This window comes from Bacillus sp. P4_E1 (assembly GCF_056401715.1).
This window is the reverse complement of sequence record NZ_JBFUIV010000007.1, coordinates 15,603-39,965: the sequence shown is the minus strand read 5'-3', so window position 1 is coordinate 39,965 and position 24,363 is coordinate 15,603. Positions and strand designations below refer to the sequence as shown.

Sequence of the window (24,363 nt, the reverse complement as noted above, 5' to 3'; positions counted from 1 at the left end):
CCCTCTCACTCACTTCATTTTTTCATATATTTTAATAACCGTTTCGACTAACAGAATGAATACCCAAATACCTGAAAATACAAGAACAGACTGGAATATCGATCCAATTATCATAACACCAACTGCACCTGTTATTGAAAATGATATTCCACCAAGCACTGGATCCTGTATAAGTGCTCCAGCAGAAAAAGCAGTTATAATAGATACCATTAAATAAATAACACTCATTATTTTTAATATTTTTATAGAAAGATACGAAGTTTGTTCTTCTTCCACTTGTGATAATTCGATTTCCCCGCTCGCAATTCCTTTTTGTAGACAATCTTCACACAAAAATTCTTCCTTTATTTTTTTACCCCCATGTATTGTACCCGTTATTTCTTTACACCTTGAACATTTTCGATTTATCATGTTGTTATCACTCCACTCCTATAAGATTATACTTATATAATTCCATATTTGTCTTAATATTCCTTTTATGTATTTTATAGAGAAAGGTCGTGTTTTATGATTTCGAAACTCACATTTGGTTATAAAAAACCTACTGTTCAGTATGTATTACGGCCAAGCTGTTATGCGGTTATTTTTGATCCAACTACTTCAAACATAGCTATCATTCAAAATGGAGAACGTTATTTTTTACCCGGTGGCGGTATGGAAGGTACGGAAACGAAAGAAGCATGTTTGCATCGTGAATTACTAGAGGAATTAGGTTGGGCGATTGAAATTGATCGTTATATCGGTAATGCAGCACGATATTTTTATGCCGAAAAAGAAGATACATATTATTTAAATGATGGGTTCTTTTACATTGTACAAAAGATACATGAAGTTGAAGTTCATGAAGAAGACCATATTTTACAATGGATGCCTCCATCGCTTGCTATAGAACATTTACTTCATGATCATCAAAAATTGGCTGTTGAACAAGCACTTTTATTACGAAATAAAAAATGATCTCCTTCTATATGAAAGAGATCATTTTTACTACTAACTTACTTTTTTCAAATTGAGAGCTGGCTTTTTGATTCCGCCTTTTTTTACAACATATAAACCGATAAAGATAATAAGACCGCCAACTAGTTGCATCATGTTTATTTGCTCTCCAATAGTTACAGCCGCAAAGATAACTGCGAACAATGGTACGAGATACATATAAACCATTACTTTCGTTGAGCCTATTTGACTAATACCGACATACCACATTGCTAGTCCGAAGATGGTCGCAAAGATGATTGAATATGCTAGTGATCCCCAGCTTGGCATATCTACTGGCCACGTTAATGTATTTACGTTGAATAAACAGTATATAACGAGAGGTACAATTCCAATTAAAGTAGACCATGATGTGACTCTCATTGCGGAGTATTTTGTGATAAGTGGTTGCGCTAAAATGGGATACCATCCCCACGCAATTGCTGCGACTAATCCAATTACATTTCCGAGCCACGCATACTCGTATGTAGCTCCTCCCGTATGCCCTGTTAATAAAACGAATGCTGCACCAATAAACGCTACTATTGAACCAATTTGTACTTTCATCGAAAAACGTTCTTGTTTGTGCAATACTGCTAATATCCCTGTAAATATAGGTGACATCGCAATTAATAATGAGGCGTTCGTTGCTGAAGTATATTTCACAGATAGCATAAACATCGTTTGATACATTGTCGTTCCAACGATACCGACTGCTAGTAATCGTAACCAATCTTTTCTTTCAATGCGAAGTGAGCGTTCCATTAAAAATGTAATAAGTAATAATACCGGTGATGCTACTAAAAATCGTAAACTATTAAATTGAATGGATGACATATATGCCACGCCATACTTTCCAATTGTATAATTTGCTCCCCATACTAATGCTACTGATACTAGGAGCCATTCCATTTGCCATCTTTTCATCCGAATCTCCCCTTCCCTATTTAGCATAGTAAAATTGGCTGGATATAACACCGTCCAATTGGCTGTTTTTTTACCCAGCCAATTTGTTATACTTAATGTATATAAGATTTGCGGAGGCGTTTGTATGGAATGGAAGCTAGATAACGACAGTAAAATCCCAATTTATCAGCAAGTTGTTGACTTTATTGAAAAACGTATTACATACGGAGAACTTCCCCCAGGTAGCTTCCTCCCTTCAGAACGGAAATTAGCTACGCAGTTAAATGTAAACCGAAGTACGGTAACAACTGCTTATAATGAACTACGTGCTATGGGAATTGTAGAAAGTACGACTGGTAAAGGTACACGTGTGAGTACACATATGTGGGGCGTTTCTCCAACATTAACGCCGAACTGGAGAGGTTTCATAGAAGGTGGTACTTTTTTACCAAACTTACCGTTACTTCGCCATATTCGGGCAGAAGTACAACAAAATGAGAACATTATAGATTTCGCAAACGGAGAGCTCGGTTGTAATCTCTATCCTCACGATCAACTACAAACGATTTTACGAGAACAACCGTTAACGCAGTCATTAAGTTACGATCATCCCCAGGGGTATCTCCCGCTAAGACAAGCGGTAGTAAAATATATGAAGGAATATTTAAAAGTTGAAGCGACCGAACAATCGATTATGATTACATCCGGCGCCCAACAAGCACTTCACCTTATCGTACAATGTTTATTAAATCCAGGTGATGCAGTCGCTTTCGAAAGTCCATCACACTGTTATTCATTACCGCTATTCCAATCAGCAGGTATTCGTATTTTCCCGTTACCTGTCGATGAACACGGTATTAATCCAGATGATGTGCAAGAGTTATATAGAAAACACCGTATTAAAATGATCTTTTTAAATCCAAATTTCCAAAATCCTACGGGAACAATGCTGCATCCAAACCGTAGAAAAAAACTGTTATCACTTTGCGCAGACTTACGAATTGCGATTGTGGAAGATGATCCGTCCAGTTTACTTACGTTAGAAAATAAACAACCTTGCCCTACTTTGAAATCTATTGATGAAAATGGAACTGTCATTTATGTACATTCCTTATCTAAAATGATTGCACCAGGTTTACGAGTTGGCTGGCTTGTCGCCCCTCAGTCTGTAGTAGAGAGGTTATCAGACGCAAGGCACCAAATGGAATTAGGAATGAGTATATTCCCGCAGTGGCTTATACAACAATTTTTCGAAACAGTTCCATTTCAGTCGCATATCATTCCGTTACGAAAACAACTTGCAGAAAAAAGAGACATTATCGTTCGTTCCCTAAACGAGCAACTTCACGATAAAATCTCTTTCTCAAGCCCAACCGGTGGTATATACATATGGGGAAAATTAAACGAACCGATAAACGAAAAACAACTCATTATGCAAAGCTTAAAACAAGAAATCGCCTTTATGCCGGGCAGTATTTTCGGCGCGAAAGATGGTTATATTCGTTTATCTTATGGGAAAGTGAATATTAATCAAATTGAGGAAGGTATTTCTCGTTTGCGTGAGGCTATTTTAGTTTGTGGGAAATAACATTATGTAAAGAAGTCTCGTTTGACAAAAGCAAAATCTACCATTATTATCAACACGAACCTATTCATAGGAGTGATAAAATGAAGATTTACGTTGATGCAGATGCTTGCCCTGTAAAAGATGTGATTATTTATGAGGCTACGAATGCAGAAATTCCCGTTACCCTCGTTACTAGCTTTTCTCATTATTCTAATGCGGAACAACCAAAAGGTGTAGAAACAATTTATGTTGATTCCGGAGCAGATGCTGCGGATTACCGGATTATGCAGTTAGCAAAAAAAGAAGATTTAATCGTAACGCAAGATTATGGTCTTGCTTCGCTAGCTTTAGCAAAAGGCTGTATCGTTCTACACCATAAAGGCTATAAGTATACGAATGAAAACATTGAACAATTGTTACAAACACGGTATTTAAGTGCAATGGTTCGAAAAAGCGGTAAGCGTACAAAGGGACCGAAACCATTTACAGCAGAAGATAAAGAGAAATTTAGAGCGCTCTTTAAAAGTATAATTGCACTTTAAAAATGAACCGTCTATTTGCAAGGAAAACTTCGCAAAACAAAGAAGAGAATATCCAAATGAACATTCTCTTCTTGAGGTTTACCTGTTTAAAATGAAGGTAAATTATCTAAGTTATTTTCCTTTATTCCATCAGGTTCACTACGTATAATATCTCTACCATACTTATGAAATACATCCACATGAGCTAACTTCCCTGATTTCGCTTCACTAAGAGCAGTAATATAATCTAACTCTCTCCCGCTACTTGTCTTAAAAGCAATTAAATCCCCATCATCATTTTTACGAACGGCAACAATTTGTTCTGCTCCTGAATTGACTTCATTGTCTACTTCAAATTGAGCTTGCTCTTCTCCTTGATGTAAGTAATCATTATAAACTTTTTCAAAGTCTTTTTTGTCCATAAATTTCACCTCCAACACATTTTATTAGTATGTTTGGAAGGTATTAGTTTTATGTACTTCTTCCATCAAGTTCACAAAAATACACTCCCTCAAAAAGATAACCCGAATCATAATTTTTTCAATCTAATACAAATTCATTTTAGAATCCTATAGAGTATCTCTTAATTTAAGTGTTAATATTTTCCTGATAATATTATAATTTATTTATATCGAAAAGAAATATGAAATGGAGAATGATTATGTTGAATATAGATATTAATCGTTTAACTGATATTTGTTTAGAGTATCAGCAGTCTAGATTTTATGTTACTAAAATCCCTAAAGATTTCTTATCAATTGCCAAAAAACGTTTTTCTATACCAACAGATGACCAAATTATCGCTTTTTTAAGTTGTAACTTGTTTGGATCAGGAAAATATGGTGTTTACTTTACAAATTCAGGTTTATACTGGAAAAATTGGCTGTTAGGTAAAGGAAATATAAAATGGGATCAATTAAATAAAGTGCAAAAAATTGAAATTGATAAAGATAGCTTTTTATCTTTTGATGCACAAAAAAGCTTTAATATTAACGGAAGTGATTATCCTCCACTGTTATTTAAAGAATTACTTATAACTCTTACAAATTCATTCCAAAATTCAAAGCAAAATGATATACATCCAGTTATAAAAGTTGATGAGATAAAATCAACCTGTTCTTTGTTTGAGACGTACAATGAATTATTAGAACCTGATAATGGGTTATTTGTAGACACTCATATTTCACACAAAAAATTAAAAGAAATTGGGGCACGATACATTGTTTCAAAAGAAGAAGAAATCATTGCTTTTTTAGATACATCTGTCCTTGGTAATTTGAGTAAAGGATCCGATGGAGTATTAATTTGTCAATCAGGTATATATTTTAGAGAAACTTTTGTACACTTGTATTTTCCATGGCATGTCTTTAGGAATATCCCTATTACTTTGACTTCAAATGAATTAGAAATCGGAAAAGGAAACATATTTCATCTTCAACATGCTAGAATGCCTAGTCAAGAGATTCTATTATTCATCAAGAATTTAAAACAGTATGTTAATAGTTTATATGAGGAAAATCCACAACTACATATTTAATACATTCGTTATTACATATAAGCTCGTGTATATTTAAGTCTAAAATTTCAATTCAACTAAAAAAAACCGATTATTTTTGTAGGGAACCTACAGGTATAATCGGTTTTTTAATCTTATTCTTTGCTTACATGCTCATTTATAATGGAATCTAGTGATAGACTAGATATTCTGCTTTTTTAATACCTACGCAATTTCTCCAAAGTCTCCAATATATCATCTATAAAGGCAGTAGCGCCCTCTTTCTCTAAAGCTCTGAAATATAAACTTCTTAAGAAAGCTCTAATATTTTGTACTAAAATATCATGTTGAGGATGTGGGATATCTTCAACAATTGCTATACTATGTAGCCAATTGCTCCACTCTTCTTCAGTTAAAATATTTTGGTTACGCAACGACATAATTGGCGTTACTAATCTCTCATCCTCAAAGTGTATGTATACGTAGTCATTCAATCGAATCTTCTGACGAACAGCAGCTAGTATTGCATATGAAAACTCACGATTTTGTATTGTACGTGCTAAAGCATCTAGTGCATCTGCCGCATGTGCAGTAGAATGCGCCCAGCCTTTTCCTTCTACGTAACCCCTTACATCTTCTTCTAAATAGACATATTCCAGAACTTGTTCTGCTACACTGTACAGTTGTTCTTCAGATAACAATGGTTCTCTTTCATGAACAGATAAAATAAGTGGTGGAATTAAAACAGAGAACGCACGTTTAAAAACAGAATCTGTGCCCTTTTCACCAATTTTATAAAATAAATAATCAGGACTAATTGCTTGTAACATTAATCCTCGTAATTCTTTTTGTCTAAATACATCATTTGTAATCCATTTGTGAAGCGTACTATAAATCAAATCATCACGTAATTCAGCATCAGGTGATCCGATATAATCTAACATCCACTGTGCATATGGATATGCGTCTACGTCTTCTGGCACAGCATAATTATTATTTTGAATTTGTTGTAATTCTTCTTTTAGTTCTAGCACTTCTGTCATTATATTCCCTGTCCCCTTTTTACGTTTTTCAACTTATTTTCGCCTTATCCCCTGTAATTCCCCTCATAAATTAAGTCGACTTTTAATATAGTTTTAGTCCCTATCTTTCTATGAACTTGATTCAATTATATAAATTTCTCCCGAGAAATAAAAGGAAATACATTGGAACACCAAAGCTTCTCACTTTGTTTACATGCATTTCATGTAAGTTTAGGCTATAAAATAAAGTATTTTTTTCATTTATATTCAAACGTAGTTACAATCAAAAATTAAATCATTTTAGAACTTGTTTAATAAATTCTGTTTTAGCTTTTGTGTATGCTTCTCTATCTTGGTTAAACTTTTTTGCTAACTCTTGCTTTAGATTTGAATAATCATAAACTAATTGTGGATTTTCTCGTAAGCGGTTACGAAATAAAAGTTGTTGCTCCCATCGTTCAGTTCCTTTAACCATCAAATGCAGATGAGCTACACGCCTATTATTCTTCACTTTCACAAAGAACCTTCTCCAAGGTCTTTCATCTAATTCCGGGCCTACATAATGCCAATCATATATAGCCAATTTTGCTGAAATATCGAGCACTCTATCAAATGAGTCTGTTTCAGCCATTAGATCAATGATAGGTTTTGCAGGTAAACCAGGTATGGATGTACTTCCTATATGTATTACTTTGCTAATACCGAGAGGAGTAAGCAGTTCATAAAGTTGCCGTTCTTCATATCGGCCTTTATCTTGCCAATCAGGATTTGCATTAACTATCTCTACTGACTCATTCGCCCATACAGGCCAATCGTTCGGATTATCTTTTTTATCCACCCGACGCATCCCCTTTCACGAACTTTTTGTTATATAAAAGATTTTAAATTCCTTTAAATACAACTACCGGATCATCAAAATTACTATTCTGAAATATAACATTTGCACATTCTTTCGCATTATGCTCATCTATATACATCTTACAAGCCGCATGATATCTGTTTATAAACATTTTCTCTGCTTCTTCATAACTTCCAAAAGCCTCAGTCTCGCGCTCTGCACCACGTTTTCTCGCAATCTCAAAATCTGTATCTATGAAAATTTTATAGTCAAATAGATACTCAATTTCTTTTTTCAATAAAAATGTTCCATCTACTATTAGCACCATATTTGGCGAGGCCACTAGCGGCGTATTATGTACAGGGATGTCCGTTATTAAGTTATGAGAAATCGTTTCATACTGTAAATTCCCGTTAGGTCCTAAAGGTTTTAATAGCCTTTCTTTGAAAGCTGTATAATCGTGTGCATCTTCATAATACCCTCTTGCTGATTCTTTGCCTTGTGTATAGCGAATCACTCTAGGGTTATGAAAATCGTCAATGCTGGCGCGTATTACTTGTACTCCCCGATTTTTCATTTCCTCTGCCAGTTCGTTTGCAAATGTTGTCTTTCCTGAAGCTGTAATACCACTCACTCCAACTCTTGTTGGATGAGTTAAATTTAAATTTAAAATATGATCAGCAATTTCTTTCATGTATTGTTTTCGGAGCATGACATTCCCTCCTGTATATTGTTTACATAATATAGTTGCAGTAAATTAAATTCATCGCTATTTGTTGGTAAATCGATATATTTTAAAAAATCGTTGATATATTTTAAGTTATGATAGATATATTTTTATTGATTTATATTTTCCTTATTTCCCCTTAAACCCTCGATATAAAGCCGTCCGTAACTCTTGTTTGTATTCTTCAATTTCTGGCATATCGAGTTCTTCTGCTAGTCTGATGGCTAGTTCAATATCATATGGTACACGTACGAGTTGAATTGAAAAGCTTGCTGCTTCTTTTTCATTGTATGTTCCTTCAAAAATTAAATAGGAAGCTTGTGTAATTTCAAGTGGATTACCTACACTACCAGCATTACATAACGTTTTCCCTCTAAAATTTTGCACATACGCCTGATGAACGTCACCGTAACAAACGACATCTGGTTTTCTTTCCCCTTCTATATTCTCTGTGAGCTCACTATTTTCGAACATACTAATACGCTCTTCTCTTGTTGCATGTGGTTGAATTCTTTCATACAAACTTCTCGGTGAAGCGTGGAACATACGAATCAGTTTCCCACTCATATAAAACTCGATTGAAAATGGTAAGCTTCTTAAATACTCATTTTGTTCTTCTGACAATTGTTTTTGATGCCATTTTAACGCTTCAAATTCAGTCGGTTTTGTAATGAAATCATCCCAGTTTCCCATTACGGTTCCTTCACATTCTTTACGAACGATTTCAATTACTTCGCTAGAATGCGGACCTTTTCCTACTAAATCTCCAAGACAAATAATACGTTCGATTCCTCTTAATTTAATATCTTTCAGTACTGATTCTAATGCCGGAATATTACCATGTATATCTGAAATTACCGCAATTTTATCCAAATGAATCCCTCCGTTATTTATTGTTTATTATATCCTCATGTTGTGATTGATACCATTTTGGAATATAAGATGAAAAATGATTATGATCTTCTATAATTCGGTTCAATCTTTCTTTCATATCCTCTACTAAATGTGGTGTAGTTCGGTTTGTCCATACGATATCCGCTGGGAATGTCATCGCTGCATATAATGAATTCAGTTTCCAAAAGTGGATTGACGGATCGCCTCCGCAATAACCGTGAACTTGTCCAACCGCAAATGGTTTGCTTATTCTTGTAGTAAAAATCGCTACGTTATAAAAATCGTGTATTGGATCGCCAAAATCATATCCACTAAAATCGATAACGATAAATTCATTATTATGAATCATACTATTTGCTGGGTGGTAATCATCGTGTAAAAATGTGATAGGCCGATTTTTCAATAAGTCTTTATGATTTTCTACAAAGGTTAATACTGGCTTCAAATCCAGAAAATTCACCTCATAATCTGCTAATGCCTCTATGTACCTTTCATACTTATTCCACCTAAATATTTCCCATTTATTACTTGCACTTTCTCTTTCTATCGAGTGAATTCTCTTTAATATTTCCCCTGCTTTTCTTCCTGCATTATACTGTTCTTCCACCGATAGCTTGCTTAAGCTCTCTTGACCATTTACACCTTGGGTCCATTCAAATACTTGAACACATTTATTTAATCCCTCAAGTTTTATGAAATGAATTAACTTCGGCGTTGGAATATGTAATAACTCCAATTGTTTCATATACATATATTCTTCTTGTTTTCGTTCATAATTAGAAGAATCACACACTTTTACAAAATAAGTTTCTCGATTCTCTAGGTCAATTTTATACTTCTCTTCATGTGAAAAACCTTTTGTAATAGCTGTACATTTTACAATACGTGACCACTCTAGTTTTCTTTCTATCTCTCTTAACATTTCTTCCACAAAACTCACCTCTATTAATATACGAACAAACTACCTAACACTTCATACTCTCGTTTATTTTCCCCTTTAAACTCCACTGCAAATGGATATTCGCCATGATGCTTCAAACGTTCTAGTACTAGCCCTTCTCCAACTGGTTCACAAAACTGCACATGAACATCACCAAACGATACACTTTGACACTCAGCATTCCATTCTTCATTTTGTATGATTGAATTTGCAGTTAGCTCCATTACTTCTTTCCATTTCCGCACTGTTTCTCGAACATTTTTCACCGTATAATGAATCGTTTCAATTTCTTGTACTTTATTTTTATGTTCAGTGATCGTCCCTATTTTACGTAAATCGTTTCTTCTTTCTTCATCCGTTTCATTCCACTGTATAAAGAATGGTAATTTCGGTCCATTCTCTTCTTGCTTTACAAATAACATTTTCCATTCTAAAAGCCGGCCATCTTTTCTCATCCGTTTCCCTTCAAATGGTCCTATCGTATGTAAGCCGTGCTTACTAAATTTAACTGCTAGTTCTTCAATTGCATCTGTTCGAATTGCGATTTGTAGCATCCCTTCTCCATTTTTTAATTTCACCACTGTTTCTTGTACTAATGGATTTTCTGCTTCTTTCGCTTTTTCTTCATGCTGAACTGCTAAAAATTCTATATATGATAAATCAAAATAACATAAACTATTCCAAGTACCCCAAGTCGTATGCTCACCGCCTAATGCAGTATGAAATCCATGCTCCTGCATTTGTTTTGCCGCTTCCTCCGGTGTACAATGCACTGCGTGAACTAGATGATCAAATGCTAACATAGTCTTTCTCCCCTTTCTCTCCATCCTTTTATTGTATATTTTATTTTTCTTTCGTTCAATTCAAAAAACTTTAAAACCCAGTTGATTTATACGATTAATGTGTATTATAATAAAACAAATTTAATTATTGCTGATTGGAAAAACCAAAGGCACTTTTCTCATACGGGAAAAGTGTCTTTTTCATTTATTATTACAGGGGGATTATTTATGCAGAAATTAATTGTCTTTGCTATTATTGGATTTTTCGCTCAATTGATTGATGGCGCACTTGGTATGGCGTACGGGGTAACGTCTACCTCACTATTATTAATGTTTGGTATCGCACCAGCTGTAGCTTCCGCATCAGTTCATTTAGCTGAAGTCGTTACAACCGCCGCTTCTGGTGCATCTCATATCAAATTTGGAAACGTTGATAAATATACAGTTTCCAGACTTACATTACCAGGAGCAATTGGCGCATTTATTGGGGCATGTTTTTTAAGCAATTTACCTGGTGATGTAATTAAACCGTACATTTCCATATTTTTATTTACTTTAGGGGTTTATATTTTATTACGATTCATCATTCAAAAACAAATTGTTTCTTCAAATAAGCGTATGTCTGCTAAACAACTTGTACCACTTGGCTTATTCGCTGGATTCGTCGATTCAACTGGCGGCGGTGGTTGGGGGCCGATTACGACACCTGTTCTTCTTGCAAGAGGAAATGAAGCTAGAAAAGTTATTGGATCTGTAGATACGAGTGAATTTCCTGTTTCACTCGCTGCAACGATTGGCTTTTTCATTTCACTTGGCTGGGAACAAGTAAGCTGGGTTTGGGTATTTGCCCTCATGCTTGGTGGTATTGTTGCCGCACCAATCGCCGCATGGTTAGTACGCATCGTTCCTTCTCATTTACTTGGCGTACTCGTTGGCGGACTTATTATCTTTACGAATATCCGTACACTGCTTACTACATTTAAAGTAGATCCAACTATTATTTCACTTTCTTACGTTGCAGTTGGTCTTGTCGTTATTATATCTATTTTTATTGCTGTTCGTAATCATTCCAATCGTTCTAACGTATCGACAGCCGGCTATCCGAAAGATCAAAAACAAATGCTACCATAATTAATAATAATACCGCCCGATTTACTTCGAGCGGTATTTTTTATTTTTCTATTTTCCAATTGACCATCGTTTCAATACTATTTACTCTTTTCATATGTAATTTCTCTAAGACACGAATAGAGCTATAATTATCAAGGAGTGTCTCCGCTATAATCGTTTCCACTTCCCCTGTTTGAAAAGCCCATTTCATTAATTCACTAACTGCTTCTGTTGCATACCCTTTATTCCAATATTTCTCAATAAATCCGTAACCAATTTCTACCGTATGTTGCTCATTCGGTTTCCCTTTAAATCCTATATCACCTAGAACAACATCATCCTCTTTCCGAATAACATACCACGGTCCCCACGGTAATGAAGCCGCATCTCGTTTCATATTTTCTATATGTCCTACAATATGCGGACCACTATTGTATCCTTGATTATCCGCAATTTGAATCCATTCTTCTGTACACGGTACTATATATAATCTTTCCGTTTCTAATTTCATAATGATATCCCCTTTTCAATTAAACAATACCTCAATTTTATCAGAAATAAAAAGAATATTCATTCTATTTATCGAATTTATACTTATTCTTTGAAACGAATTTAAGGAATAATCCCCTTCTAATAGTTATGTCGAATTATATTTTCTGAATTTTCTTTTAATTTTAAAGGGTTTTTCAATATTTTTTGCGAAACATTTGTATAACAATTTTTTCTTTGCTTATTGCTACATAATAGTAGGTTCGGGTGGAGTTTTGCAAGCGTTTCCTATACAATAACCGATATTTTTTGACTTTTCCTAACAAAATTCCTTGCAATATATTCAGAAAGTCATTACAATTGCCATATATTAAATATCTTAGCAATATATAAATCCTCATCAATCCGATGAGGTAGAGGTTGCGACTTTTAAAAGTAAAATGGACGAGACACAGCGAATGTCACTGACTCCGTTTGAAAGGAAAAGTTGCCGAAGTTTATATTTCTTCTCTGGAAATATGAGCTGGGGCTGTCTCCGAAAGGAACAGAACTGTCACGTTTACAAAATTACCGTGTAAACGTGGTGTGCTATCTTAACGGAAGGGTATGATGGGGTGGTTATTTGTGAAACGTTCCGCCTAATTCCTTTGGCGGTTTTTTGTATTTTTCTCCCCCGCTCCTTCCTAACCTACAAGAAAAGGAGTGTTGAACATGAATAGCGCAACAAATCAATCTACCTCTAAAACGCAAACTACACAAGGACAAGGTGAATTAAAACGCGGATTAAAATCTCGTCACCTTACGATGATTTCTCTCGGTGGTACAATCGGTACCGGATTATTTCTTGCCAGTGGTGGTGTTATCCATTCAGCTGGTCCTGGCGGTGCATTAGTCGCATATGCCGCAATTGGAATTATGGTTTATTTTTTAATGACAAGCTTAGCAGAACTCGCGGCTTACATGCCTGTTACTGGATCTTTTAGTACTTATGCAACAAAATTTGTTGATCCATCACTTGGTTTTGCACTTGGATGGAACTATTGGTATAACTGGGCGATTACGATTGCAGCTGAACTAGCGGCCGTAACATTAATTATGAAATTTTGGTTCCCAGATACCCCTTCTCTTATTTGGAGTGGACTTTGTTTAGCTATTATTTTTCTCTTAAACTATTTATCTGTTAAAGGTTTTGGTGAATCTGAATATTGGTTCGCACTTATTAAAGTAGTTACTATTATTATCTTTTTAATTGTCGGTTTTATGATGATTTTTGGAATTATGGGCGGCGAATCTGTTGGCTTTAAAAACTTCACTGTTGCAGATGCACCATTTAATGGCGGCATCATGGCAATTATCGGTGTATTTATGGCTGCTGGTTTCTCATTCCAAGGAACTGAATTATTAGGAGTAGCTGCTGGTGAAACTGCTGATCCAGAACGCAATATTCCGAAAGCAATTCGTTCTATCTTTTGGCGCATTTTATTATTCTATATTTTAGCAATTCTCGTTATCGGTTTATTAATTCCTTATACGACTGAAAGCCTTGCAGCAAGTGATGTTACAGTAAGTCCATTTACACTTGTATTTGAAAAAGCGGGCGTTGCCTTCGCTGCTTCTGTTATGAACGCTGTTATTTTAACTGCAGTACTTTCTGCTGGTAACTCTGGAATGTATGCATCAACTCGTATGCTTTGGGATTTAGCTCGCCAAGGAAAAGCACCAAAGTTCTTAGGGAAATTAGATAGCCGCGGTGTACCTGTTAACGCATTAATCGCAACATCAGTAGTTGGTAGCGTCGCTTTCATCGCTTCTTTATTCGGTGACGGTGTTGTATACATTTGGTTATTAAATGCTTCAGGGATGTCAGGATTTATTGCTTGGGTAGGGATTGCTATTAGTCATTACCGTTTCCGTAAAGCCTATATTGCACAAGGGAAAGATTTGAAAGATTTACCATATCAAGCGAAATGGTTCCCGTTCGGTCCAATCTTTGCATTTACACTTTGTGTTATTGTTATTTTAGGTCAAAACTACGGAGCATTTACAGGAGCATCTATCGACTGGAACGGTGTACTCGTTTCTTACATCGGTTTACCACTCTTCTTAGTACTATGGTTAGGTTATAAATTTACTAAGAAAACGAAAGTCATTCCACTTGATAAATGTGAACTGAAATAAAGTAAAACGAGCAAACAAAATTGTTTGCTCGTTTTTTTAATGCAATGCTTCTCCCTTCCCTATTTCTCCTGTTTTTGCAATAATAGAGGAAATATAAATAAAGGTTGGGATTACATGAACATTCGTATTACTGATGAAGCAAAAGCAGCTATACATAGACTAGTACGTGAAGACAAAAAGATCATTCGCATTAGAGGAACTATGACAAACTCTTGCAGTATTTTCGTTGATGTCGATTTAATTTGGGATACATATAATGCGGATGATGTTGTATATGAAGATGCGGAGCTTATCGTACAAATGGATTCATTCACGACAGATTACACTGGTGATACGGTGAAACTTGATTATAAGACGACAGGTTTTAGTATTACGACTCCTAGTGAGACTTTGGTGTATGGATTGTCGATTAAAAAATAAACATTGTTTTTATCCGACCAATGGGGTGAAAAAATGGGCAAATATGTTCCGTTAAAATTTTTATTTAACAAAGAATTAGCAGAAAAAATGGCTGATTCTATTTGTAAACACGATCCTAATTTCTCTAAAAGAAACTTTGTATCTACCGTAACATATAAAGTTGAAAATTTAGAGTTAAAGCAACGTATAGAAGTAATAGCAGATGAATTACACAATGCATTACAAAAAGATTTTAATGAAGCAATACATATATTACTGAAAACATTAGGACCAGAAAATACAACAGAAGTCGGCACATTTACAAAGGGTTATATGTATATGCCTATCGCAAAATACGTTGAAAAATATGGGCTTAACGATTTTGACTCCTCATTCAACGCAATGTATGAAATAACAAAAAGAAATACTGCTGAATATGCCATTCGTCCTTATCTTGAAAAATACCATGAAGAAACCTTGGACATATTGCAGCAATGGTTACGTGATGAAAACAGCCACATTAGAAGATTAGCTTCAGAAGGTACTAGGCCAAGACTTCCTTGGGCAAAAAAAATAGGAGCTTTGAAAGGTGACTTCAGAAATAATTTAAAGCTTCTTGAGCCATTAATGAATGACCCTTCTAATTATGTTCAAAAATCTGTAGCCAATCACATTAATGATATTACGAAAGAAGATAAAGAACTCGTTTTTCGATGGTTGCGAGAATTACTCGATAAAAACCATCCTGTTAATCCTTGGATTATGAAACATGGATTAAGAACGGTGATAAAAAATGGCACTTTACCAAAAGATTTTTGTTTTTAAGTATTTGTAAAGAAAGCAACAATCTATATGAAAACAGCTAATAATAAAAACGTTTATACTTCATTTGGAAGTATAAACGTTTTTTCTCTTTTAAACATTAACCCTGCCTTAAAATCTTATAAAACATTTCCGGTTTATGTTGATCAAAAGCATCTATTAATTCTTTTCCAAATATCGTTATACTCTCCTCCCACGGATGCCCTAAATACCCCCACTTAAAGTCCTTCTGAATAAAGAAATAGTAATCTCCAGTTGGAAAAATCGGGATTGTCCACTCATCAAATTCATTTCTATCGAACTTTAAATGTGAATTTACCCAGTAACATTCATGTTGCCAATCAAGTGCCATTATATATTCATTCGATACTGTATTCTCTTTAAAAACTAGTAATGCTTTTTCTTCCAGATCGTCATATACATTTAAATCTACCGATTCTCCAAAGTAATGAGAAATATCATATGTTATAAAAGGACTTGGCACCTTAAATGATGGGAATATAGACATACTTGGTGAAAACTCAAAATCACTATATACCCTATCCCATATTCGGTCGTACTCTTTGTCTGTAAACTCAATCCAATTCTTCATTAAATATCTACCTTCCCTTTATAGTTCAAAGGATTTTCACTCGATTATCCCGAATATATAAATAATTATTCTCGCAAGGAGCGAATTTGTATGAATCTATTCGAACACGAAACGTAAAACCTCTTCATCTTTACAAGAGGTCCTCCATTTCTCTGTTCTTACTATATCATTCATTAACGAAATAGGAGGACATATTATGAAACGTGATCCATTATTTTCAGCACTATTAGAAAGTGCAAAGACTAACTTTAGCGGCTGGGATTTTTCTTTCATTTCAGAAACTGGCCGTATGAATAGCGAGCCCCTATCATGGTCATACGGTAGCACTGCTTTCCAGCTTATGCAACGTGCAAAATCAATGCTAGATATGGGGACTGGTGGCGGAGAGTTTTTATCTATGTTACAACCGTTCCCGTCAACTATTTATGCGACTGAGGGCTATGCTCCGAATGTCCCAATTGCACGAAAGAAATTAGAACCTTTAGGAGTTATAGTCGTAGAAGTGACTGATGATACTGCTTTACCATTTCAAGATGGTCAGTTTGATTTAATTGTGAATCAACATGAATCCTATTCTGCTTCTGAAGTGAAAAGAAGTCTTTCCACCAATGGAACATTTCTTACACAACAAGTCGGTGGTCTTGATTGTGCGGAACTGAATGAGCAGTTTGGCACACCGCTGAATAGCGAATTTTCAAGTTGGTCACTCGAAACGGCATGTAGTGAATTGAGAAAAAGCGGATTTACAATTTTAGAAGCGAAGGAAGAGTTCCCTCTTCAGCGTTTTTATGATGTCGGTTCTGTTGTCTATTACTTGCAAGCAATTCCGTGGCAAATTCCTGAATTTACAGTAGACAGCTATACCGAGGAATTGTATCGCATACATGAAATCATCTTGCAAAAAGGATATTTCGATGTGAAGCAACACCGCTTTATTATTAAAGCAAATTATGAAGAGTAAAATTTGAATTAGCATTCCCTACAAAAAAGCCAAGTCCCAATAAAGGACTTGGCTTTTTCTTATTATTTTAACGCATCTTATCCTATTGAGAAATGAGATGTTTTTCATATCGTTTTTTCGTATCATCTTCTGTCAAAAGTGTAGTTGTGTAATCAATAATATTCCGGTTATCATATGTGAATGTATGCTCTAAATTGTTTTCTTCTTTTAATACTCTTGGTAAATATCTTTGCAAATTGCTAACTACACCTCTATTATCACCATCTAATATCCAATCAATTGACTTCCATTCTAATATACCTTCATCTGTGCTTACTGGCGTATCAATATGTACTCCATCTGGTAAATYAGTAAGGAATACATACATTCCCTCACTACCCAAAGGTTCGTCTTTAACTTGAAACATAACATTCCCTTTATACGTTACACTTGGAAGCTCTATTCCCGTTTCCTCAAACGTTTCTCTAATAACTCCTTCGTATGGCGTTTCATACTCTTCTATTTTCCCTCCGACACCATTCCACATTCCCATTGTCGGCTTTTTGTTTCTATTTAATAGCAGTATATTATCTCCTTTTCTAATGAAGCAAATTGTGTACTTATACATACGATCATTTCCTTTCATTTACATCTTCTTTTATAAGCAATTCATTTTCCACATGTGTTATTTGGCTTATTTTCACGTGAAAACACTCGCCTTATAATCCCTTACCACATAATATATAGTACAACTTTCATACGTAAACCCTTTACGTATGAAAGAATCCTTTTTAGAAAGGAGAATTCAAAATCGATAACATTAGTAGCGAATTTCTAAAACAATATTACGACAGCAACGTTTGGTTACATGGTACACACTGGTTCGGGGTTCCAATCTGCAAACTTCCTTCTGATCTCTTTTTGTATCAAGAAATATTATACGAATTAAAGCCTGATTTAATTATTGAATGCGGAACTTTTTACGGTGGTAGTGCACTGTTTTTAGCTTCTATGTTAGATTTAATTGGAAAAGGTCACGTACTTACTATCGATATAACTCCGCAACCAAATCGGCCATCCCATAATCGAATTACGTATTTAACAGCTTCATCTGTTTCTGTACAGGCCGTCCAATCAATATTAAGTATGCGCAAACCTGATGATGTGATTTTAGTTATTTTAGATTCTGATCATAGTAAAGAACATGTATCGAAAGAACTCTTACTTTATAAATCTATTGTAACCACTGGCAGTTACATTATTGTAGAAGATACAAGTATTAACGGAAATCCTCTCCTTCCTGATTGGGGCCCTGGCCCAATGGAAGCTGTGGAAGAGTTTTTAACTAAAAATAGCAATTTCATAATCGATGAATCTAAACATAAGTTTTTCATATCATTTAATCCAAAAGGTTTTTTAAAGAAGATAAAGTGAAACTTTAATAAGTGGGGTTTTGTGAATCCCCACTTATTTTATGATTTTCATTTTCGAAAAAGGATAGTACACAAATTCCACTTTTCCTATTATATTATCTTCTTCAATATATCCTAAACCATTTCGACTATCCTTACTTTGTTCACGATTGTCTCCCATTACAAATAACTTATTTGGCGGAATCTTTGTCTTTTGAAAATTATAAAACACTTGTGTATTGTTATATAAATCTTTATTTATATAAGGTTCATCTTGCTTTTTGTCATTTACGTATACAGTTCCATTCGTTATGTTAATTATGTCACCAGGAAGCCCTATTACACGTTTCACATAATATTTCGACTCATCCTCTTCCTTAATAATGACGATTTCTCCATGCTGTAAGCTAGAAAAGTGTACAGCGGCTTTATTTACAAATACGTAGTCTTCTTCATGTAAAGTTGGCTGCATTGATTTTCCTTCCACCTTACATAAAGTAAAAGACTGGTACGCTCCTACTAGGACAAATATAAATAGTATGTACTTTCCCCAACCTCTCTTAATCTCCTCTTTCATATCCATTCCCACCTTATCAAAACACTTTTCAACTCAAAAATATATCACTGCACCTGTTCATTTGCGCAGTGATATGCTACAATTTGAAGTTTTTATTGTGCCTTACTCGGCTATTGTGCTACTGGGACTGGACTTGCACCCGATCTCTGCGTTTTTAAGTCAAAATATGCATCCAAAACCTCTTTACCAATTGCAGAATTAATACCTGATTTATCATTATTTACCCATGGCACAACAACAGAAAAAGCAACTTCCGGATCAGCATCATATGGCGCATACCCGGCGAGAGTTAAATTATAACATTTTTTTCGATAGTTGTTTTCATCTCTTCCAATATCACTTTCTCCACCGTACACTGTTTCTGCTGTCCCTGTTTTCCCAGCCGGTTTATAAGGTAATCCTTTAAAAGTTCCAGCACCGGTCCCATCTACCTCTTGGAAAACTCTTCTAAACCCTTCTTTCACATGATTTATATATGAAAGATCCATATCCACTCGATTTAACACGACTGGTTCCATCGATTGCATAACTTTCCCGACTTCCTCTGGTCTATTCGGTTGCTCTCTAATTTCTTGTACAATTTGTGGTTTCATTCGGTAACCACCATTTGCAATCGTTGACATATATTGCGCAAGCTGAAGCGGCGTATATGTATCATATTGCCCAATCGCATAATCAAGTAAAAAACCAGGTATATTATCTGTTCTACCCATTTGACCAATCGATTCATTTGGAAGGTCAATACCGGTTGGTACACCTAAACCAAATTGTCTAAAGTAATAGCGCATTTTATTGAATGTTTCTTGCCTAATATCTAACGGATTGTTTGGTACATAATCAATCCCCGCAATCTTTAACGCCGTATTAAACATGTAGACATTGGATGAAACTTGCAATGCTCTTAAATCATCAATATCTCCAAAGTCTTTCCACGATTTCTTCGGCTTCGAACTTCCTTTAAAGTACATTGGTGCATCAAAGAAATGCGTATATGGCTTAATAGCTTCTGTTTGATATCCCGCTAATACCGTAGCTCCTTTCACCGTTGATCCTAACTCGTAAGAACTTATCATCGTTCCTAAAGCGTAGTCTTCTATTTGCATCCCGCCATCTTTATTTACAATTTTCTTTCCTGCTAATGATAGAATTTGACCATTTTTCGGATTCATCATAACGACGAATGCACGATCCATCATCGGTTCAGAAGAATGAAATGCCCTTAAATTCCTTTCAAGACTTTCCTCCACCTTTTTCTGTAAATCCATATCAACTGTTAACATTAAATTATTTCCACTTTTTCCTTTTGTCACTTTTTCAGTCCGAATAATATTTCCAGCTTTATCCGTAATATTTTTAGACTGTTCTTTCGTTCCATGTAACACATCTTCGTATTGTTTTTCGATGTAACTCTTACCAATACGATCATTTCGGTTATAATCTCGCACTAAATAATAGTCTAATTGCTCCCTTGGTAATCCCTCATTCTCAGTAGAAACACTACCAAGTACAGAACGTAGTATTTTGTCATTTGGATATTCGCGCTCCCAATCCACAGTCGTATCTACGCCTGGCAAGCTCGATAATCCTTCACTCACTACTGCATATTCATTTTGACTTACATCTTTTTTGACGATTTGTGGCGTCATTTTATATCCCGCATTCATTTTGCTTTTAATTGCTAGTACTTCTATATCCTCTTTCGAAAGCTCATTTAATTCTTCTTGTGTAATTCTTTCTCGTCTCAACTCTTCTACTTTCTTATCTAAGTCTTTCCCTTCTATTTCCTGTTTCCTAAATTTACTCTCATCTTCTTTCGTTACTTTTGTTGCTGCACGTTTTTCATTTAACTGCATCCAAAAATCTTTTTTATCTGTCTCTGTTAACTTGTCCATATCTTCTTGCGGCATTTCAATTAGCTTTGCTAAATTTCTTGCCACTATTAAAACCTCTTTTGAGTCCACTCCTTTCATCTTCGTATATGTAACAGTTCGTAACGGTTTATTATTTACAATAACTTTCCCTTCCCGGTCAAACATCTTCCCTCTCGGAACTGGAGTACTCACCGTTATATCTTCCTTTTTATTCACTTCATTTCGATACGTTTCTCCGTCGATGATTTGTACTTTACCTAATTGAATAATAATAGCTGAAAATAAAAGAAAAACGATAAAAAATAGTACATTTAACCGAAATGGAATATGAGTCTTTTTCTTTTTCGACTGTTTCTGTTTCTCCTTTTTCTGTCTCATTTTGCTCCCTCGCTTCATTCTATTAACATTTCTACGCATGAACCATTATGTATTAAATTTATTTATATGCTATATATAGAATTTTATATTAATTACAAAAGAAATAAAAGATTTAATTTTCAGTTTTCGATTTTATCATCCTATTTATTACCATTCCCCTTATACGCAATAACATGAATATAATTCATACAAAAAAACTGAGGTGGACATCATTCACCTCAGTTTCTTTACGAAAACAAAAACTTATTTAATCGAAGATAACCCTTTGGCAAATTCACCAATCTTATTTTGAAAAACAAAATCAAAATTGTATTCTTGCCCTGTTAACTCTTCATTTACTAAAATTGTTGTTGCGCCTATTTCTCTCTTTGCGATTTCTGGGAATGAAGCGACAGGCTGTACTTTGAGTGATGTTCCCATTACAAGAAGTACATCTGTTTCATATAAACGTTTGATCGCATTTTGATATTGAGGCAGTGTATCTCCGTATAAAACAACATCTGGATTTAGAATGAAATTACATTTTTCACAACGCGGCACTTCATGATCAATCATATATTGTAAATCATATCCCGTTTTACACTTCGGACAATGCGCAGTTTGAAGTGTTCCATGTAAATCAATTACATGTTTACTACCACCTACTTGATGCAAACCATCAATATTTTGCGTTAAAATCGTTATGTCTTTCCCTTGTTCTTCTAGCTCCGCTAAAAAGCGATGCCCAAGATTTGGTTTATATTGATGAAACGTATTAATTTGAAAGATTTCTTTATAATGCTTCCAAAACTCTTTCGGATTTCTATTGTAATAGCCTCTCGACAAATACATCTCTACATTCGCATCAGCATATAATCCATTTGCTGAACGAAAATCAGGGATTCCACTTTCTGTGCTTGCACCAGCACCTGTTAACACTGTAATTTTCTTTGCTTTTTCTAATATCGAACGTACTTCCTCATATTGCACAAAAATCACCTCTATGTATATTCCTATACTTATTATACCAGTTGTTTACAGTAGGTGTTGTACAATTCATTTTACTTACTTCATTGCATGAATTAACCCCCAACTTTTTTGGGTGTAATTAAAGTTTCAAAGATAACTACTGTTCAATTAAGTCAACAATATACGTAGCATTCTTAGTAGCTAAAGCACTCTCACAATCAATTCTGGATTGTTTAGAGGTAGATTCAGTGAAAGGTGTGTCTAATGAACAAATGACGATTTTTCAATTCATTTAGAAAGCAGCCAGAAGGCTGCTTTTCTTCATCGATGGGCTTAGATAGTTATGGACTACTGGGAGCCTCTTAAGTTATACTTGTATAATATAAAAAATTAACAAGGGGTAATATTAACATTATGAAAGAAAAAAACGAACTTGTTCAAAGTATTCCTCAAACAGGATTTTTTGGGCATCCAAAAGGATTATTCTCTTTATTCTTCACTGAGTTTTGGGAAAGGTTTTCTCATTACGGAATGAGAGCTATTTTACTGTATTATATGTACTATTCAGTCGCAAAAGGTGGATTAGGAATTGAACAATCTACCGCAACCTCGATAATGGCAATTTACGGTTCCTTACTGTTCATGTCTAGTATTATCGGTGGATGGATATCGGATCGTTTATTTGGTCCAAGTAAAACCGTATTCTTTGGTGGCGTTTTAATTATGATTGGCCATCTTATTTTAGCTTTACCGGGTAGTAAAAGTGCGTTATTTATCTCTATGGTCTTCTTAGTTCTAGGAACAGGGTTGTTAAAGCCTAACATATCGAACATCGTAGGAAGTTTATACAGTGAAACAGATGCGCGTCGTGACTCAGGGTTCAGTATATTCTACATGGGTATTAACTTAGGTGCCTTACTTGCACCTTTAGTTGTCGGAACATTAGGTCAGCAATATAATTTCCACCTTGGTTTTGGAGTTGCGGCAATTGGTATGGCAATTGGGTTAGGGGTATTTGTTGGAACAAAACAGAAAAACCTTGGTCTAGTCGGTACGCAAGTACCTAATCCATTATCAGATTCGGAAAGAAAAAAGACTATTAAGTATTTCAGTGTTGGTCTAGTTGTATTAACATTGCTAGGTGTGGTTACAATTCCAACTGGGTTGTTAACTATAAATCGTTTTACATTCCTGATTAGTATCTTAGGGATTGTTATTCCAACCTATTATTTCATTTATATGTATCGTAGTCCTAAAACAACAAAAGTAGAGCAATCTCGTCTTCTTGCGTATATACCACTCTTTATTGCAGCTACAATATTTTGGTCTATACAAGAACAAGGTGCTATTATCTTAGCGACATACGCGGATCAACGAACTCAATTACAGTTCAATGGAATTACATTGCATTCCGCTTGGTTCCAATCATTAAGTCCAATCTTTATCGTAACGCTTGCCCCGATTTTTGCATGGGTTTGGATAAAGTTAGGCAAGAAGCAGCCTTCAACGGCAAAAAAATTCGCTATTGGATTGCTATTTGCAGGTTTATCATTCTTAGTTATGATTATTCCGGCTTTAATCAACGGTACTCACTCTTTAGTGAATCCTATGTGGTTAGTCCTTAGCTTCTTTTTAATTGTAATTGGAGAAGTTTGTTTATCTCCTTCAGGGTTATCAATAACGACGAAGCTGGCTCCAGCTGCTTTCTCTTCGCAAACCATGAGCTTATGGTTCTTATCAACTGCGTCTGCGCAAGCAATAAATGCCCAAGTTGTTAAACTGTATAATCCTGCAACAGAAGCAATTTACTTTGGTATTATTGGTGCTATCTCCATTTTAGTTAGCATCCTGCTGTTTACATTATCATCAAAAATCCAAAATTTCATGAAGGGACTTCAATAACGGTCTCTTATTGAAATGAACAAATACAAGTTTCTATGTGAAGAGTAGCCAAATGGGTTACTCTTTTTTGTAAAAGTT

26 protein-coding genes and 1 riboswitch are annotated in these 24,363 nt (G+C 35.0%); of the genes, 11 read left to right on the top strand and 15 right to left on the bottom strand.

The features are described from left to right. Window positions 1-9: 9 nt before the first annotated feature. Window positions 10-411, bottom strand: a complete 402-nt coding sequence (locus AC1DS7_RS11680) for a DUF3980 domain-containing protein (protein ID WP_016101135.1) — start codon at window positions 409-411, stop codon at window positions 10-12. A 96-nt stretch (window positions 412-507) separates the two neighbouring features. Between AC1DS7_RS11680 and AC1DS7_RS11675 the strand changes: the two genes are divergently transcribed. Then, on the top strand, window positions 508-957 hold the full coding sequence (locus tag AC1DS7_RS11675; protein ID WP_016101134.1) for an NUDIX hydrolase: 450 nt from the start codon (window positions 508-510) through the stop codon (window positions 955-957). Between the two features lie 33 nt (window positions 958-990). On the opposite strand, the gene AC1DS7_RS11670 is transcribed toward AC1DS7_RS11675, so the two are convergent. After that, window positions 991-1,902 (bottom strand): DMT family transporter, encoded by a 912-nt coding sequence (locus tag AC1DS7_RS11670; protein WP_016101133.1) that lies wholly within the window; start codon window positions 1,900-1,902, stop codon window positions 991-993. 124 nt (window positions 1,903-2,026) lie between these two features. Between AC1DS7_RS11670 and pdxR the strand changes: the two genes are divergently transcribed. Together pdxR and AC1DS7_RS11660 are read left to right on the top strand one after the other, a co-directional pair. Beyond that, a complete protein-coding gene (gene pdxR / locus AC1DS7_RS11665; protein WP_476998984.1) occupies window positions 2,027-3,469 on the top strand; it encodes a MocR-like pyridoxine biosynthesis transcription factor PdxR in 1,443 nt (480 codons plus the stop codon). Window positions 3,470-3,549: 80 nt separating this feature from the next. Beyond that, window positions 3,550-3,990 (top strand): YaiI/YqxD family protein, encoded by a 441-nt coding sequence (locus AC1DS7_RS11660; protein ID WP_002032939.1) that lies wholly within the window; start codon window positions 3,550-3,552, stop codon window positions 3,988-3,990. Between the two features lie 86 nt (window positions 3,991-4,076). Here AC1DS7_RS11660 and AC1DS7_RS11655 read toward each other — a convergent pair whose 3' ends face one another. Next, window positions 4,077-4,391, bottom strand: coding sequence for a DUF3892 domain-containing protein (locus tag AC1DS7_RS11655; protein WP_033715815.1), 315 nt, complete (start codon window positions 4,389-4,391; stop codon window positions 4,077-4,079). Window positions 4,392-4,630: 239 nt separating this feature from the next. Here AC1DS7_RS11655 and AC1DS7_RS11650 point away from each other — a divergent pair, with 239 nt between their 5' ends. Then, window positions 4,631-5,506 carry a hypothetical protein gene (locus AC1DS7_RS11650; protein ID WP_016101129.1) on the top strand — a complete coding sequence of 292 codons (876 nt, stop codon included), beginning with the start codon at window positions 4,631-4,633 and terminating at the stop codon, window positions 5,504-5,506. A 176-nt stretch (window positions 5,507-5,682) separates the two neighbouring features. On the opposite strand, the gene AC1DS7_RS11645 is transcribed toward AC1DS7_RS11650, so the two are convergent. The 6 genes from AC1DS7_RS11645 to AC1DS7_RS11620 form a co-directional block, all read right to left on the bottom strand. Then, the gene (locus AC1DS7_RS11645) at window positions 5,683-6,507 is read right to left on the bottom strand and encodes a DUF2785 domain-containing protein (protein WP_016127204.1); all 825 of its coding nucleotides are present in this window, start codon (window positions 6,505-6,507) and stop codon (window positions 5,683-5,685) included. Between the two features lie 274 nt (window positions 6,508-6,781). Then, entirely contained in the window at window positions 6,782-7,324 is a 543-nt protein-coding gene (locus AC1DS7_RS11640) for a GrpB family protein (RefSeq protein WP_002168100.1), read from the bottom strand. A 43-nt stretch (window positions 7,325-7,367) separates the two neighbouring features. Further along, on the bottom strand, window positions 7,368-8,036 hold the full coding sequence (locus tag AC1DS7_RS11635) for an AAA family ATPase (protein WP_016127206.1): 669 nt from the start codon (window positions 8,034-8,036) through the stop codon (window positions 7,368-7,370). Between the two features lie 144 nt (window positions 8,037-8,180). Beyond that, on the bottom strand, window positions 8,181-8,924 hold the full coding sequence (locus AC1DS7_RS11630; protein WP_002013591.1) for a metallophosphoesterase family protein: 744 nt from the start codon (window positions 8,922-8,924) through the stop codon (window positions 8,181-8,183). Window positions 8,925-8,937: 13 nt separating this feature from the next. Further along, window positions 8,938-9,876: an aminoglycoside phosphotransferase family protein gene (locus AC1DS7_RS11625; protein ID WP_476998983.1), complete on the bottom strand. Its 939-nt coding sequence runs from the start codon at window positions 9,874-9,876 to the stop codon at window positions 8,938-8,940. Between the two features lie 14 nt (window positions 9,877-9,890). Further along, window positions 9,891-10,688 carry a VOC family protein gene (locus tag AC1DS7_RS11620; protein WP_002032964.1) on the bottom strand — a complete coding sequence of 266 codons (798 nt, stop codon included), beginning with the start codon at window positions 10,686-10,688 and terminating at the stop codon, window positions 9,891-9,893. Window positions 10,689-10,895: 207 nt separating this feature from the next. On the opposite strand from AC1DS7_RS11620, the gene AC1DS7_RS11615 reads away from it, so the two are divergent. Beyond that, window positions 10,896-11,798 carry a sulfite exporter TauE/SafE family protein gene (locus AC1DS7_RS11615; RefSeq protein WP_002127976.1) on the top strand — a complete coding sequence of 301 codons (903 nt, stop codon included), beginning with the start codon at window positions 10,896-10,898 and terminating at the stop codon, window positions 11,796-11,798. A 40-nt stretch (window positions 11,799-11,838) separates the two neighbouring features. Here AC1DS7_RS11615 and AC1DS7_RS11610 read toward each other — a convergent pair whose 3' ends face one another. Continuing rightward, window positions 11,839-12,288 (bottom strand): GNAT family N-acetyltransferase, encoded by a 450-nt coding sequence (locus AC1DS7_RS11610; RefSeq protein WP_088045031.1) that lies wholly within the window; start codon window positions 12,286-12,288, stop codon window positions 11,839-11,841. Between the two features lie 384 nt (window positions 12,289-12,672). Continuing rightward, a riboswitch (Lysine riboswitch) is annotated at window positions 12,673-12,865 on the top strand. Window positions 12,866-12,977: 112 nt separating this feature from the next. Between AC1DS7_RS11610 and AC1DS7_RS11605 the strand changes: the two genes are divergently transcribed. From AC1DS7_RS11605 to AC1DS7_RS11595, 3 genes are all read left to right on the top strand, one after another. Continuing rightward, window positions 12,978-14,444: an amino acid permease gene (locus tag AC1DS7_RS11605; protein WP_002013597.1), complete on the top strand. Its 1,467-nt coding sequence runs from the start codon at window positions 12,978-12,980 to the stop codon at window positions 14,442-14,444. 114 nt (window positions 14,445-14,558) lie between these two features. Next, window positions 14,559-14,864 carry an iron-sulfur cluster biosynthesis family protein gene (locus AC1DS7_RS11600; protein ID WP_002127979.1) on the top strand — a complete coding sequence of 102 codons (306 nt, stop codon included), beginning with the start codon at window positions 14,559-14,561 and terminating at the stop codon, window positions 14,862-14,864. A gap of 33 nt (window positions 14,865-14,897) precedes the next feature. After that, window positions 14,898-15,668 (top strand): DNA alkylation repair protein, encoded by a 771-nt coding sequence (locus AC1DS7_RS11595; protein WP_002127980.1) that lies wholly within the window; start codon window positions 14,898-14,900, stop codon window positions 15,666-15,668. A 97-nt stretch (window positions 15,669-15,765) separates the two neighbouring features. On the opposite strand, the gene AC1DS7_RS11590 is transcribed toward AC1DS7_RS11595, so the two are convergent. Further along, entirely contained in the window at window positions 15,766-16,257 is a 492-nt protein-coding gene (locus AC1DS7_RS11590) for a DUF2716 domain-containing protein (RefSeq protein WP_050000599.1), read from the bottom strand. A gap of 196 nt (window positions 16,258-16,453) precedes the next feature. Here AC1DS7_RS11590 and AC1DS7_RS11585 point away from each other — a divergent pair, with 196 nt between their 5' ends. Further along, on the top strand, window positions 16,454-17,218 hold the full coding sequence (locus tag AC1DS7_RS11585) for a class I SAM-dependent methyltransferase (protein ID WP_002127984.1): 765 nt from the start codon (window positions 16,454-16,456) through the stop codon (window positions 17,216-17,218). An 82-nt stretch (window positions 17,219-17,300) separates the two neighbouring features. Here the strand turns inward: AC1DS7_RS11585 and AC1DS7_RS11580 are convergent, their stop codons facing one another. Next, window positions 17,301-17,825, bottom strand: a complete 525-nt coding sequence (locus AC1DS7_RS11580) for an NUDIX hydrolase (protein ID WP_476999016.1) — start codon at window positions 17,823-17,825, stop codon at window positions 17,301-17,303. Window positions 17,826-18,007: 182 nt separating this feature from the next. On the opposite strand from AC1DS7_RS11580, the gene AC1DS7_RS11575 reads away from it, so the two are divergent. Further along, window positions 18,008-18,631 (top strand): cephalosporin hydroxylase family protein, encoded by a 624-nt coding sequence (locus AC1DS7_RS11575; RefSeq protein ID WP_078178857.1) that lies wholly within the window; start codon window positions 18,008-18,010, stop codon window positions 18,629-18,631. Between the two features lie 33 nt (window positions 18,632-18,664). Here the strand turns inward: AC1DS7_RS11575 and lepB are convergent, their stop codons facing one another. The 3 genes from lepB to AC1DS7_RS11560 all read right to left on the bottom strand — a co-directional run bounded on the left by lepB (window position 18,665) and on the right by AC1DS7_RS11560 (window position 22,404). After that, window positions 18,665-19,186 (bottom strand): signal peptidase I, encoded by a 522-nt coding sequence (lepB, locus tag AC1DS7_RS11570; protein WP_002127988.1) that lies wholly within the window; start codon window positions 19,184-19,186, stop codon window positions 18,665-18,667. A 110-nt stretch (window positions 19,187-19,296) separates the two neighbouring features. Continuing rightward, window positions 19,297-21,453: a peptidoglycan D,D-transpeptidase FtsI family protein gene (locus tag AC1DS7_RS11565; protein ID WP_476998982.1), complete on the bottom strand. Its 2,157-nt coding sequence runs from the start codon at window positions 21,451-21,453 to the stop codon at window positions 19,297-19,299. A 225-nt stretch (window positions 21,454-21,678) separates the two neighbouring features. Beyond that, complete coding sequence (locus AC1DS7_RS11560) at window positions 21,679-22,404, bottom strand: NAD-dependent protein deacylase (protein WP_215552094.1); 726 nt, start codon at window positions 22,402-22,404, stop codon at window positions 21,679-21,681. A gap of 393 nt (window positions 22,405-22,797) precedes the next feature. Here AC1DS7_RS11560 and AC1DS7_RS11555 point away from each other — a divergent pair, with 393 nt between their 5' ends. Continuing rightward, entirely contained in the window at window positions 22,798-24,285 is a 1,488-nt protein-coding gene (locus AC1DS7_RS11555) for a peptide MFS transporter (protein ID WP_016101120.1), read from the top strand. The last annotated feature ends 78 nt before the right edge of the window (window positions 24,286-24,363 follow it).